This window comes from Streptomyces sp. SID3343, assembly GCF_009865215.1.
In the GTDB taxonomy this organism is placed as follows: domain Bacteria; phylum Actinomycetota; class Actinomycetes; order Streptomycetales; family Streptomycetaceae; genus Embleya.
Window position 1 is genome coordinate 1 of the sequence record NZ_WWJX01001555.1, and the last position, 12547, is coordinate 12547.

A 12547-nucleotide genomic window follows, 5' to 3' on the forward strand; every position below is an offset into this window, starting at 1 on the left:
GGACGATCAGCAACAACACGTGCCACGTGCCGGCGAGCGTGGGCCGGGCCCGGCGACGCCCGCGCCGCGACGCCGACTTCGCGCCCGCGCCGGGCACCACCCGATCACGCGCGGGTGGGCGACGGCGGTTGCGGGAGAGTCGCATCGTGCGCAACGCGAGGTCCAGTTCCTGGTCCTTGCGCAGCTCGTCCTCGATCGACTCCAGCATCCGGCGCTCGCTCGGCGTCAGACGCACTTCCTCCATCATGTCGCTCGCCCCCTGTTGCATCCACGGCCCGCATCCCAGACGCACTGCCGAACGGTCGGCACGACGTGGCAGGGAGAGCCGACGGCGCAGACCGTACTCAGAGAGTCCCCCGCAGGTGGCGATGTGACACCTGGCAGAACGAGAGATGACAGGTAGTGATATCTCCTCTGACGGATCGTCATGACACGTGATTCGAGTCCCGGCCGGGGCTCGGGGCGCCCTGTCCTGCGGCCGGGTAGGGTCACCCGTTATGGCCAACGGAACCACTGACGATCGATCGGGCGAGGCGCCCGACAAGCCCGCCGAACTGTTCGAACTGCGGGACAGCATCGACAACATCGACGCCGCCCTGATCCATCTGCTCGCCGAGCGGTTCAAGTGCACCAAGCGGGTCGGTGTGCTCAAGGCCGAGCACCGACTGCCGCCGGCGGACCCCGCCCGCGAGGCGATCCAGATCCGGCGGCTGCGCGCGCTCGCCGAGAGCGCCAAGCTCGATCCCGACTTCGCGGAGAAGTTCCTGAACTTCCTCGTCGCCGAAGTGATCCACCACCACAAGGCCATCGCCGGCGCCTGAGCGCCCGGGCCGGTCCGACAATCCGCTCGATGGTGACGATCTCCCCGTTTCCGGCGCCTTTTGACGGCGTGTCATCGCCGCGCCAGGCATAAGTTGCCACTTATGGGGGAGGTCGGCGCGTCACCCGTCACGGGAGCCCCGCTCGCGCGTTGGACGTCACGGAACCTCGGTTCCCTTGTCTATCGATCGATGGGAATCACCTCCAGTGAACAAGCTCACCAAGGGCGCGGTCGCCACCGCCGCCATCCTCGGCGGTTCGGTTGCCATGGGTGGCCAGGCGTTCGCGTCGGCCGGCGCGGACGGTGCGGCCGTCGAGTCGCCCGGCGTGCTTTCCGGAAACAACGTGCAGGTCCCGGTGCACGTGCCGGTCAACCTGTGCGGCAACACCGTCGACATCATCGCGGCGCTGAACCCGGCCTTCGGCAACACCTGTGTGAACGCGGACGAACTGCCGGGTCGGCCCGTGCCGCGGCCGCACGGGACCCCCGACGACGACTGCCCGCCGGAGCCGGCCCCGCCGATCGACGAGTGCGAGGGCCAGGCCCCGCGGCACGACGGTGAGCACGCCCCGGTCGACGTGGCCGCGACGGCGAAGACGGTCGGCGGCGCGCTGTCGGGCTGATGCCCGTCGCGTCCGCGTGAGCGGGTTCGACACGTGCTTCGGCCCCGGAACTCATGTTCCGGGGCCGCTGTCGTTCGGGGCGAAGGCGGTTTCGGCGGGCGAGTGCCGGACCGCACGGCTCAGCCGACCGGCGCGCGGTCGCGCAGCCGGCGCGGTGCCCGCTTGGGCTTGGGGTTCTTGCCCATCGCCTCGAAACCACCGACCACCGAGACCACGAGCGAGATCAGCGTGATCGTCCCGAGCGCGCCGAAGAAACCGGTCAACGACTTCGTCCGGTCCGCGTCGCCGGTCACCAGGATCAGCGCGCCCAGCAATGCTCCCGCGATCGCCATCGCGGCCACGGTGCGCAGGAACTCGGCCGTCTCGTACCTGATCCGGCCCATCCCGCGGGCCGGCGGCTTCCACGGCAGTGGTCCGCCCAGGAAGTGGTACTTCACCCGCTGGTCCACCCAGCGGATCGCCCGGTGTCCGAACATCACGGTGACGCCGATGTACAGCGCGGCGATCCCGTGCCGCGCGCCGGCGGTCGCGCCGCCGCGCAGGTCGATCACCGCGACCACGAGCAGGATCACCTCGAGGAGCGGCGTGCTGTACAGGAACACGTTGCTCAGCCGCTCCCGGCGCAGCACGTAGCGCGATACCAGACCCAGGGCGATCAGCACCCAGAAACCGACTTCGCACGCCACGATCATGGCGACGACCATGGTGATCTCCTCCTCGATGGGCCCCGATCGCGTACCACCAGCCTGCCGCGCGCGGGCCGGCCGCGGATCGTCGCGGCGACGGATACCGGCGTACCGAAAAGGATGTAGCCGGCCGCAGCCGGTATGGGGCGTATGCCAGTCCTGCTCCGGATACTGTGCAGGGGTAGGCCGGAGAGCAGGGAGAGCACATGGCGCAGGAGCGGCCGGACGGTCGGGTCATGGTCGAGTTGGTGGACCCGCAAGGAAACACGATCGGCCTCGCCGAGAAGCTGGAGGCTCATCAGCCGCCGGGTCTGCTGCACAGAGCCTTCTCGGTGTTTCTCATGGACGACGAGAACCGCGTGCTCATGCAGCGGCGCGCGCTGACGAAGTACCACTCGCCGGGGCGTTGGTCCAACACGTGTTGCAGCCACCCGTTCCCGGGCGAGAAGCCGCGGGACGCGGTGACGCGCCGGCTGCGCGAGGAACTGGGCGTCGTGCCCGCTTCGCTGGAGCCGGCCGGGCTGGTCACGTACGACGTCACGGACGTGGTCTCGGGGCTGGTCGAGAAGGAGTTCAACCACCTCTTCGTCGGCCGCGCCGGCGCCGACCTCGCCCTGAATCCCGACGAGGTGGACGACGTCGAGTTCGTGCCGCTCGCCGAGCTGGACGCGTGGTTGGACGAGCACGACCACACGGCTTGGCTGAGCGCGGTTCTGGACAGTGTGCGCGAGCCGCTCGCCCGCCTCGCGGCGAGCCCGGTCGGCAGCTGAACCGACGCCCGCCGGCGTGGCCGATCCGCCCGGGCGGGCAGGCCGAGGGGCGGGATCCGGTGCCCGGCACGGGATCCCGCCCCTCGGTCGGCTACGTCGCGGCCGGCGGCTTCGTGCCCATGTCCGGCCACTTCAGTGGCGGCACGGCGGTCGGCGCGGAGAAGTCCGGCTTGGGCTGGGCGGAGCCGAACACGTACTCGGTCCGCCGTTGCCGGGTCGCGCCGGTGGGCACGCCCTTGTCCACGACCGTCGTGGCCAGCTCGGAGTACACGGGCAGCTTGGTCGCGGGGTCGAGCCAAAAGACCGCCTGGACCGGTGATCCGCTCGCGCGCTCGTTGTTCTCGACCAGATACGGGCTCCTGAGGGCGTCGGGGTTGGCCGCGCGCACGGCGTCGAACAGATAGCGGGTGTTCTCCGTCTTGCCGGGCCCGCTCTGCTGCGGCTTGAGGTCGACGGTGAGCTTCAGGTAGTTCTTGCCGCCCTGCTCGACCGTGCTCACGGCGGAGGGCGTCAACCACCCGGGAAGCGCGGCCACGGCCGTGCCGAACGCCTTGCCTTGCTCCGGGGTCAGACCGGGCACCAGAATGCCGTCGCCGACGTTCTCACCGCCCTGGAACTGCGCTGTGGAGCACGACTGGATGGTCTTGTTCCACTTTTGCACCGCGGGCAGGTAGCTCCACTGGAAGTTGTCCACGCACGTGCGCCGGGAGGCGTTGCCGCCCGGCTTGGTGATGGTGCTGCGGTCGGTGAAGATCGTCTTGTTGCCTGCGTCGAACCACGACCACAGCTCGTCCTGGACGGCGGTCTCCGCGTCGACCTTCCCCGCGGCCGTCTGCACGGTGTGGAACTCGAACACCTTCTGAGCGGCCATCGCGTCGATCAGCGCGGTCCAGGTCGCCTGCGCCGAGTTCGGGTCCGGCTTGCCGGGGGCGGGCGAGCCGCCGCCGGACTGCCCCGCGCTCGCGGTGCCCGCGGCCCCGCCCTGGTCGCTCTTCGTGTCCTTGTCGTCGTCGGACTTCGAACACCCCGACACCACCAGGCCGGCGGCCAGTGCGGCCGCCGTCCAGGCGCTCCAACGTCGTCCCGTGCCCCCGCGTCGCATGCACAACTCCTCGTATCGTCCAACGCTCCGTCAGCAGGCTTACCGTACGCGTGATCGGGACGATCTTGACGAGCACCCGTCGGGCGTCCGACGGGTGGACGGGGGCACGGGCCGGTGCGTTGCCGCGCGGGGCTTTTCGTCCGGTTTCGGATCGATGTCGACTGTCCGAGCGACAGTGCGGCGAGGGTGGCGTCGAGGATCGAGCCGGAACGGCGTCCGATACGTCCGCCGGATGCCCGCTGCCGGTTGTGTCAGGGGGCATCCGTGCGCACGATCGGGCGTCGTCGGCTACGCGAAGCGCTCGCGCAGCGCCGCCAGGCCCGCGCCGTAGGTGCCCTCGGCGAAGATCTCCTCGACCGTGGGGACGATGTCGTCGGCACCCTCGTAGGTCGCCGACCACACGACCTCGCTGCCGTCCGCGTGCGGGCGCACCTGCAACGTCGCGTGGTAGTCGGTGACCGGGAACGGCACCTGGATCAGCTTGTACTCCATGCGGTACGCGCTCGCGTCGTAGGCGGTCAGCTCCTCGCGCGAAAGCACGTCGCCGTCGATCGCGAACGATCGCACCGCTCCGGGGGTGTTGGCGTCGCCGCCGCCCTCGATCGTGCTCGGCGGGACGGACGGGTGCCACGCGGAGAGGGAGTTGAAGTCGCCCACGACGTCCCAGACCTTGTCGGGTGTGGCGGCGATCACTGCGGAGCGGGAAAACTCGTGCATGAAAGAAACTCCTGTGGGTCGGATTCGGGGGCGTGGGGATGGGACGATGCGATTCGAATCGGTTGCGCCCGAGCCCTCGGGCGTGGTCCGACGTCGATTCGATCCGGGTCCGACTCGGGTGCGCAATACCACCGGATGGTTGGTATTCGCAGAATAAATCATCCTTCCGATGTGGCCTGTCTCCTGGACGGGGCAAGCACCGGGAGCCTAGAACCGTTGCAAGGCCGAACGGGTCAGGCGAAGGGCGACGGCAGAAAGGGACGGGAAAGGCGTGTTGTACGGACTTGTACTGACGGCTTTCGCGGCGACCATCCTCGTGACGGCACCCCGCGTCCTGTCCCGGGCCGAACGCAGCGGTTTCAGCCCGCGCCACGTCCAGCGGGCCTGGCGGGCGGCGGCCGGTGGGGTGCTCGCGTCGCTCGCGCTGGCGATCCCCGTCTACACCCCGGACCTGTGGATCGCCCCGATGAAGGCGGCCGGGTTCGACCCGGGGATCGGGATGCCGGCCGTGCCGATCGCCGCGCAGGCAACCGTCGTCGTGCTCGCGCTGCTGATCCTGGCCGTGGGCTGGCGGCGCGGGGCACCGGCGATGCGCGACTACCGGCGCGCGCTGCGCGTACAGCTCGACCGCCTGGAGAACTCGGCCCCGCTCCTGGACGAGGAGGACCCCGGCCACCCGCGCCTGGTGATCGTCGAGGACGAGGCGCCGCGACTGGTGCTGCTGCCGTCCCGGCCGCCGCGGGTGGAGGCCACCACGCGCGCGCTGGACCTGCTGCGGCCCGAGGAGCTCAACGCGGTCCTGACCCACATGGCCGGGCACCTGCGCCGGCGCGACGCGCAGTGGATGGTCTTCGCGGACACCCTCGCCGACGCGTATCCGGCGGTGCGTTTCTTCGGCCGGTGGGCCGACCACGCGGCCGAACTGTCGGAGAAGGTCGCCGACGCCGACGTGCACGGTGCGATCGCGCGGGCCAACCTGCGCCGGGCGATCGTCAAACTGTCCGGGCCCGGGCAGGCGACCGGGCCGTTTTGCCCGTGCTTCGCGTGGCCGCAGCAGCGGCAGGAGGAACTGACCGTCCACCGGGTCCAGGCGACCGCGCACCCCGAGGTCGCGGTCGCGGGGGTACGGGTGGGCGCGCCGGTCGCGTCGGCGGGGCTGCGGGTGCTGACCGCGGCGGCGCTGCTGGTGCCGTCGGTGGTCGTGTTGTCGCCGCACTTCATGTATCTGTGAGTCGGGTGCCCGTGCGGGCGCCTCGTTGCAACCGTGCGTCGGGTGCCCGTGACGGCGGCTCGATGTATCGGTGAGTCGGGTGCCCGCCCGTGAGGGCTGCTCGTTGTGTTCGTGCGTCGTGCGTCGTGCGTGGGGTCGGTTCGGCCGGGTGAGCGCGCGTCGGGCCCGGTGCTCGTGGGCCTGTTCGGTGGAGATCGTTCCTGGTAGGACTTCAGGACGGCATCGAGGAGGGCACGACGTGACACACACGAGCCTGTGGGCGGCCATCGAGTCGAGGGCGATCGAGTCGCCCGACGCCGAACTGATGGTCGACGAGCGCGGCCGGCGGACGACGTGTCGAGAGTTTCGGGACACGGCCGAGGCGACCGCCGCGTTCCTGCACGCGCACGGGCTCGGCGAGGGCGACGCGGTCACGTGGCAGTTGCCGACCTGGACCGAGTCGGTCGTCCTGGTCGGCGCGCTCGCCCGGCTCGGCGTCGTCCAGAACCCGGTGATGCCGATCTACCGCGAACGCGAACTCGCCTTCGTCACCAAGCAGACCGGGGCGTCGCTGCTCGTGGTGCCGCCGGTGTGGCGCGGTGTCGATTACCCGGCGATGGCCCGCCGGGTGACCGAGCGCGTGCACGGCCTCGAGGTACTGGTCGTCGACGGACCGCTGCCCACCGGCGACCCGGCGACGCTGCCGCCCGCGCCCGCGGTGCCCGAGACGGCCGCGACCGCGCCGGTGCGCTGGTACTTCTACACCTCGGGTACCACTGCCGATCCCAAGGGAGCCCGGCACACCGACGCGACGATCATGGCCGCCGGCGTGGGGATGGCGGACCGGATCCGGGCGCGGCCGAGCGATCGGGTCGCGCTGGTCTTCCCGTTCGCGCACATCGGCGGGTGCACCACGTGGTTGACCGCCGCGCTCGTGCACGGCGTGACGATGATCCTGACCGAGGCGTTCCACCCGGAGCACACACCCGAACTGCTGCGCCGCGAGCGGGTCACGCTCGCCGGCGCGGGGACGGTCTTTCACCAGACCTGGCTCGCCGCGCAGCGCCGCCGCCCGCCCGGCGACCCGCTGTTCCCCGACCTGCGCAGTTGCCCCGGTGGCGGTGCTCCCAAGCCGCCCGGGCTGCACCACGACGTCAAGGCCGAGATGGGTGGTGCGGGGATTCTGGCGGGCTGGGGTCTGACCGAGGCGCCGATCCTGACCATGGCCGGACCACAGGACGGCGACGACGCGCTCGCGCGCGCGGAGGGCCGGCCCACGCACGGCGTGGAGGTGACCGTGGTCGCGCCGGACGGGTCGACGGTGCCGGTCGGCGGCGAGGGGGAACTACGGGTCAAGGGGCCGCAGGTGATGCTCGGCTACGTGGACGCGGCGTTGGACGCCGAGGCGTTCGACGAGGCCGGGCGGTTGCGGTCGGGCGACCTCGGGCGGATCGACGAGCACGGCAACGTCTACGTCACCGGGCGCCTGAAGGACGTCATCCTGCGCAAGGGCGAGACGATCAGCGCGAAGGAGGTCGAGGATCTGCTGAGCACCCACCCGGACATCGTCGAGGTCGCGGTGATCGGATTGCCCGATCGCGAGCGCGGCGAAATGGTGTGTGCGGTGATCGTGCCGGCGAATCCGTCGATGTCTCCCGGGGTGCCGGCCGTCGCGGATTTCCTGGGCGCGCAGGAGCTGATGCGGCAGAAGTTTCCGGAGCGTATCGAAGTCGTGGCGGCGCTGCCGCGTAATCCCGCCGGGAAGGTCCTGAAGAAGGAGTTGAAGGAGCGGTACGCGTAATCTGCGCCCATGATCGACGGTGTTGTGGGTGTTGTGGGAGTCGACGGTGGGGTCGTCGGTGCCAACGGTGGGGCCGGGGCAGACGGTGGGGTCGACGGCTCGGTTCGGTTGCGGTCCGAGGGTGTCGACGCGCTGATTCTGCCGGGGCAGGGGTGCCGGCTCGGTTCGCTGCGGGCCCATGGGCTCGAACTGCTGCGGACCTCGGCGCCGGCCGCCACGGACTGGGGCAGCTACCCGATGGTCCCGTGGGCGGGCCGGATGGGCGGAGCCCGGCTCTCGCACGGCCGGAGGGAGCACGTCTTCCCGGCGGACGCGGCCCCGCACGCGATTCACGGCCTCGGGTATCGGGCGGCGTGGCGGCAGATCGCGGGGGACGCGGAGTCGGCCTCGTTCGAACTGCTCCTGGCCGACCCCTGGCCGTTCGCGGGCCGGGTCGAGCAGACCTTCACCGTCCTGCGGGACGGTCTGGTGACCGAGTTGCGGATCGAGTCGACGCAGGCTGGCCCCTCCGCCGCGACGGGCTGGCCCGCCCAGGCGGGCTGGCATCCGTGGTTTCGCCGGGAATTGGGGGTCGGGGGGCCGCTGGAACTGTCCTTCGCGGCGGCGTGGCAGGAGGAACGCGGGGCCGACCACCTGCCCACCGGCCGCCGGATGTCCCCGCCGACGACGGCCGTCGGGTTCCGTGACGACTGCTTCGGCACCCCGGGCGGGTTGGACGCGACCTTGACCTGGCCGGGCGCGTTGCGGATGCGGATGACGTCGGACTGCGACTACACGGTGGTCTACGACATGCCCCGCGACCATGTGTGCGTCGAGCCGCAGACGGGGCCGCCGAACGGGCTCGCCACGCTCCCGCGCCTGGTCGAGCCGGGGCGCCCGCTGTCGGCGACCACGGCCTGGACCTGGGTCGCGGCGCCGGGCGGTCCCCCGGCAGCGTCGTGACGGCGCCGGGCCCGCGGCGTCCGGTGCGGACATCGCGGGCCCGGTGGTGGTGCGGAGGGACATCGGCCGGCCTCGGGCGGGGCGGTGCGTTCGAGTGCGGTGCTCACGCGTCGCCGCTCACGCGCTCGGCGGGAAATCCGTGGGCGCGGGCGGCGACCACCACGACCAGTACCGGGATCAGCAGCGCGATCACGGTCCAGGCGAAGGAGCCGGTGCCGAAGACGTCGAGCAGGATGCCACCGGCGACCGCGCCACCGGCCATGGCCACGTTCCACAGGGTGACGAGCATGGCCTGCGCGGTGTCCGCGTCGTCGCCGCCCGCGTCGCCGGCGGCGGTTTGCAGCAGGGTGGGGATGCCGCCCCAGCCCAGTCCCCACAGCGCCGCGGCCGCAAGGATCAGGACGGGGCTCTCGGTCGGGATTGCCAACAGGCCGGCGGCCGCGGCGAACAGGAGGGTGCTCACCACGGTGAGGGCGCGCAACCGTCGGTGGATGTGGGCGCCCACGATCCAGATGCTCGCCATCGAGGCGGCGCCGAAGACCAGTAGTACGAGATCGGTGGAGTTGCGCATGCCGACCTCGTCGAGGAACGCGGCGATGTAGGTGTACAGCACGGTGTGCGCCGAAACGAAGACCAGGGTGACGAACAGGACCGGGGTCACGCCGGGGATGCGCAGGGTGCGCAGCACCGGAGTACGGCCGTGCAGCCGTTGGCCGGGATGGTCCGGGACCAGTGCGAGGATCCAGCCGATCACGCCGACGGCGAGCACGGTCATGAGGGCGAACGCCACCCGCCAGCCGAGGGCCTTGCCGAGGAAGGTCCCCGCGGGCACGCCGAGCGACAGCGCGACCGGGATGCCCGCCATGACGACGGCGATGGCCTTGCCCTGAAGATGCACGGGCGCCATCCGGCGGGCGTATCCGGCCAGTAGCGCCCAGGCCAGACCCGCGGCCACGCCGGCGACGAAGCGGGCGGCCATGGTCAGCGGATAGTTCGTGGACACCGCCGTCACCGTGTTCGCGGCGGCGAACCCCGCCATCGTCGCCAGCAAGAGCCGTTTGCGCCGCAGGCCCGACGTGGCCCGGAACAGCGGGATCGCGGTGAGCGCGGTGCCGATCGCGTAGATGGTCACCGACTGGCCCATCGCGGACTCGCCGACTCCCAGGTCGGAACTCATGCTCGGCAGGACGCCTGCGGGCAGCGTCTCGGTCAGGCTGGTGACGAAGACGGCCGTCGTCAAGGCCAGGAGCGCGGCCAACGGGAGCTTGTCGGCGCCGGCGTGGGGGCGGGGCTCGGTGTCGGAGCCGGTCGTGGGGCCGGAGCGGGTCGCGGTGCCGGAGCCGGTCGTGGCGTCGGTGGGAGTTTCGATCGTTTGCGGTGCGTGGTTGCTCATGCCGCTATGCTCGAACCTTCACATAGATGTGAGGGTCAAGCGTCGATTCGTGAGGTGGACCACATGCGCATCGGAGAACTCTCGGAGCGTACCGAAACGCCCCGCCGGCTGCTGCGCTACTACGAGGAACAGGGCCTGATCGTGGCCGACCGTTCCCCCAACGGCTACCGCGACTACGACGAGTCCAACGTGGACCGCGTCGCGCAGATCCGAGGACTGCTCGACGCCGGACTGCCCACCAGGATCATCAAGCAGATCCTTCCGTGCCTGGACAAGCCGCGATCCATCCATTTCCCCGACGCCACCCCGGAGATGATCGCGACCCTGGAGCACGAACGCGACCGGATGAGCGAACGCGTCCGGTGCCTGACCCGCAACCGGGACGCGATCGCCGAGTATCTGGAGGCGGTCCTGAGCGGCGACCGCGCCGACCCCGCCCGCGAGACGTCCATGGCGTGAGCGCGGACCGGGCCGGTGCCCCTCCGGCCCGCGCCCGGCTTCCCGGCGGCCCCTTCGCCCGGCCGTCCGCGGCTGACCGGGCCCGTCGTCGCCGCTCGACGTCAGGAAGGCGTCAACGTCGATCCCCGGATGATCAAGAGGGCGGTAACGGCCGGGGAGTGGGCGCTTTGCGGGCTTAGCTTCGGAGTTGGGACCCGTGGGACCACGCGGGTCGAACGCTTCGGAGGTTGCTGTGCTCGATGGCCTGGTTGGGGACGAGGAACCTGCCTCTTCGACCGCCGCTCGGTGCGTGCTCGTGGTGCCGGTGCGGGTCGAGGACGCGGCCCGGGTAGTGCGGTTGTGCCGGGATCCGCTGGGAGAACGCGTGGTGGTCGCCTTCACCTCGCCGGCCCGGTTGCGCGACGTGCTGGGCGCGGGGCAGGCATGGATCCGACTCGGCGCGCACGCCGTGCGCTCGCTCGCGGACGAGGCCGGCGTGCGGACCGTGCTGGTCGATCCGGGGCTCGCCGCACCCGTGTCGACGCCCATGGACCCCGCGGACCTGCGGGTCCCGGCGTTGTCGCGGCTCGGCTGACAGGGTGTCATCGGTGTCGACAGGTCAGGGAGATGCGATGTCGGTCGTGATGTCCGAGCCCGCCGCCGGGCTGTCCGAGTGGCCGCGTTCGACGCGGGCGGTCGGTGCCGACCTCGCCGTGGGCGGTGTGCCGCTGGGCGAACTCGCGGAGCGCTTCGGGACACCGTTGTACGTGCTCGACGAGGCGCACGTGCGACAGACCTGCCGGGTCTACCGTCAGGCGTTGCCGGAGGCGGAAATCGCCTATGCGGCCAAGGCGTTCCTGTGCCGAGACTTGGTCCGCTGGCTGCGCGAGGAGGGCTTCGGGCTCGACGTGTGCTCGCTCGGGGAGCTGGAACTCGCCGCCGCCGCCGGGATGCCCGCCGAACGGATCGTCCTGCACGGCAACGCCAAGTCCGCCGAGGAACTGCGCTCGGCGCTGCGCCTGGGGGTGGGCCGCATCGTGCTCGACAACGCGGCCGAGGTCCCCCGGCTCGCCGCGCTCGTCGCGCCGCGGCAACGGCAGCGGGTCATGGTCCGGGTGGTGCCCGGGATCGAGGCCGGCGCGCACCACGCGATCCGTACCGGCGGCGAGGACCAGAAGTTCGGGATGTCCGTCGCGCGCGGCGACGCCGAGGACGCGGTGCTGCGGGTGCTCGGCCAACCGCACCTCGAACTCACCGGTCTGCACTGCCACTTGGGCTCGCAGATCACCTCCGTGCGCCCCTACCTCGCCGCCGTCGCCACCCTCGTGGCGTTCCTGGCCGGGCTGCGTGACCGACACGGCGTCGTGTTGCCCGAGCTCGACCTCGGCGGCGGCCACGGGATCGCCTACCGCCCCGGCGAACACGCGCTGGACGTCGCCGCGTTCGCCGACGACGTGCGGCGGCAACTCGCCCGCCGGTGCGCGCTCTACGACCTGCCGGTGCCGCGCCTGATCATCGAGCCGGGTCGGGCGATCACCGGACCCGCGGGCGTCGCGGTGTACCGCGTCCTCGTGGTCAAGCGCACCGCGCACCGGGTGTTCGTGGCCGTGGACGGCGGTATGGCCGACAACCCGCGCCCGGTTCTGTACGGCGCGCGGACCGCGGTGCGGCTGGTGGGACGGGCCGGCGCCGGCCGCTCGCGGCGGGTCACCGTGGTGGGGCGCTACTGCGAGTCGGGCGACGTCCTGGCGCCCGACGTCGAGGTGCCCGAGGACGTCCACCCGGGCGACCTGCTCGCGGTTCCGGCGGCCGGCGCGTATCAGCAGTCGATGGCCTCCACCTACAACCTCGTCGGCCGCCCGCCGGTGGTGGCGGTCCTGGACGGCTGTGCCCGCGTGCTGCTGCGTCGGGAAAGTACGGCCGACCTGCTCGCCCGCGACGTGTACGAGCCAGGCGAGGACGGCTGACCGCTCGCGGCCGTCGGGTGCGCCCGGACGCCGGCCACCCGGCGGCGGCCCGGCTACGCGGCGCGGACGACCTCGATC

General features: G+C 71.6%; 13 protein-coding genes and 1 pseudogene. 9 read left to right on the plus strand and 5 right to left on the minus strand.

Annotated elements, in window-relative coordinates; all coding sequences use genetic code 11:
- Nucleotides 1-247: pseudogene (locus tag GT354_RS49460) on the minus strand (hypothetical protein); the annotation flags it as partial.
- Between the two features lie 250 nt (nt 248-497).
- Between GT354_RS49460 and GT354_RS49465 the strand changes: the two are divergent.
- Together GT354_RS49465 and GT354_RS53135 are read left to right on the plus strand one after the other, a co-directional pair.
- The gene (locus GT354_RS49465) at nt 498-821 is read left to right on the plus strand and encodes a chorismate mutase (RefSeq protein WP_161355231.1); all 324 of its coding nucleotides are present in this window, start codon (nt 498-500) and stop codon (nt 819-821) included.
- 205 nt (nt 822-1026) lie between these two features.
- The gene (locus GT354_RS53135) at nt 1027-1443 is read left to right on the plus strand and encodes a chaplin (protein WP_346012523.1); all 417 of its coding nucleotides are present in this window, start codon (nt 1027-1029) and stop codon (nt 1441-1443) included.
- Between the two features lie 119 nt (nt 1444-1562).
- Here GT354_RS53135 and GT354_RS49475 read toward each other — a convergent pair whose 3' ends face one another.
- Entirely contained in the window at nt 1563-2147 is a 585-nt protein-coding gene (locus GT354_RS49475; RefSeq protein ID WP_161364756.1) for a hypothetical protein, read from the minus strand.
- Nucleotides 2148-2335: 188 nt separating this feature from the next.
- On the opposite strand from GT354_RS49475, the gene idi reads away from it, so the two are divergent.
- Nucleotides 2336-2899, plus strand: coding sequence for an isopentenyl-diphosphate Delta-isomerase (gene idi, locus GT354_RS49480; protein ID WP_161364758.1), 564 nt, complete (start codon nt 2336-2338; stop codon nt 2897-2899).
- A 91-nt stretch (nt 2900-2990) separates the two neighbouring features.
- On the opposite strand, the gene GT354_RS49485 is transcribed toward idi, so the two are convergent.
- The gene (locus GT354_RS49485; protein ID WP_161364760.1) at nt 2991-4001 is read right to left on the minus strand and encodes a hypothetical protein; all 1011 of its coding nucleotides are present in this window, start codon (nt 3999-4001) and stop codon (nt 2991-2993) included.
- Nucleotides 4002-4289: 288 nt separating this feature from the next.
- Nucleotides 4290-4718: an SRPBCC family protein gene (locus GT354_RS49490; protein ID WP_161364762.1), complete on the minus strand. Its 429-nt coding sequence runs from the start codon at nt 4716-4718 to the stop codon at nt 4290-4292.
- Between the two features lie 271 nt (nt 4719-4989).
- Between GT354_RS49490 and GT354_RS49495 the strand changes: the two genes are divergently transcribed.
- From GT354_RS49495 to GT354_RS49505, 3 genes are all read left to right on the plus strand, one after another.
- Complete coding sequence (locus GT354_RS49495; protein ID WP_161364764.1) at nt 4990-5949, plus strand: hypothetical protein; 960 nt, start codon at nt 4990-4992, stop codon at nt 5947-5949.
- 238 nt (nt 5950-6187) lie between these two features.
- Nucleotides 6188-7729, plus strand: a complete 1542-nt coding sequence (locus GT354_RS49500) for an AMP-binding protein (RefSeq protein WP_161364766.1) — start codon at nt 6188-6190, stop codon at nt 7727-7729.
- 9 nt (nt 7730-7738) lie between these two features.
- Entirely contained in the window at nt 7739-8671 is a 933-nt protein-coding gene (locus GT354_RS49505; RefSeq protein ID WP_237536222.1) for an aldose 1-epimerase, read from the plus strand.
- A gap of 103 nt (nt 8672-8774) precedes the next feature.
- On the opposite strand, the gene GT354_RS49510 is transcribed toward GT354_RS49505, so the two are convergent.
- On the minus strand, nt 8775-10064 hold the full coding sequence (locus GT354_RS49510; RefSeq protein ID WP_161364768.1) for an MFS transporter: 1290 nt from the start codon (nt 10062-10064) through the stop codon (nt 8775-8777).
- 63 nt (nt 10065-10127) lie between these two features.
- Here GT354_RS49510 and GT354_RS49515 point away from each other — a divergent pair, with 63 nt between their 5' ends.
- The 3 genes from GT354_RS49515 (at nt 10128) to lysA (ending at nt 12469) form a co-directional block, all read left to right on the plus strand.
- Complete coding sequence (locus GT354_RS49515; protein WP_161364770.1) at nt 10128-10523, plus strand: MerR family transcriptional regulator; 396 nt, start codon at nt 10128-10130, stop codon at nt 10521-10523.
- A gap of 289 nt (nt 10524-10812) precedes the next feature.
- Complete coding sequence (locus GT354_RS49520) at nt 10813-11097, plus strand: SAV_915 family protein (RefSeq protein WP_346012524.1); 285 nt, start codon at nt 10813-10815, stop codon at nt 11095-11097.
- Nucleotides 11098-11146: 49 nt separating this feature from the next.
- Nucleotides 11147-12469, plus strand: coding sequence for a diaminopimelate decarboxylase (gene lysA, locus GT354_RS49525; RefSeq protein ID WP_237536225.1), 1323 nt, complete (start codon nt 11147-11149; stop codon nt 12467-12469).
- Nucleotides 12470-12547 lie beyond the last annotated feature (78 nt).

Excerpts from the sequence above, each read along its gene's own strand:
- GT354_RS49465 (WP_161355231.1), top strand. The coding sequence starts at position 498 with ATGGCCAACGGAACCACTGACGATCGATCGGGCGAGGCGCCCGACAAG.
- GT354_RS49475 (WP_161364756.1), bottom strand. The coding sequence starts at position 2,147 with ATGGTCGTCGCCATGATCGTGGCGTGCGAAGTCGGTTTCTGGGTGCTG.
- idi (WP_161364758.1), top strand. The coding sequence starts at position 2,336 with ATGGCGCAGGAGCGGCCGGACGGTCGGGTCATGGTCGAGTTGGTGGAC.
- GT354_RS49485 (WP_161364760.1), bottom strand. The coding sequence starts at position 4,001 with ATGCGACGCGGGGGCACGGGACGACGTTGGAGCGCCTGGACGGCGGCC.
- GT354_RS49490 (WP_161364762.1), bottom strand. The coding sequence starts at position 4,718 with ATGCACGAGTTTTCCCGCTCCGCAGTGATCGCCGCCACACCCGACAAG.
- GT354_RS49505 (WP_237536222.1), top strand. The coding sequence starts at position 7,739 with ATGATCGACGGTGTTGTGGGTGTTGTGGGAGTCGACGGTGGGGTCGTC.
- GT354_RS49510 (WP_161364768.1), bottom strand. The coding sequence starts at position 10,064 with ATGAGCAACCACGCACCGCAAACGATCGAAACTCCCACCGACGCCACG.
- GT354_RS49515 (WP_161364770.1), top strand. The coding sequence starts at position 10,128 with ATGCGCATCGGAGAACTCTCGGAGCGTACCGAAACGCCCCGCCGGCTG.
- lysA (WP_237536225.1), top strand. The coding sequence starts at position 11,147 with ATGTCCGAGCCCGCCGCCGGGCTGTCCGAGTGGCCGCGTTCGACGCGG.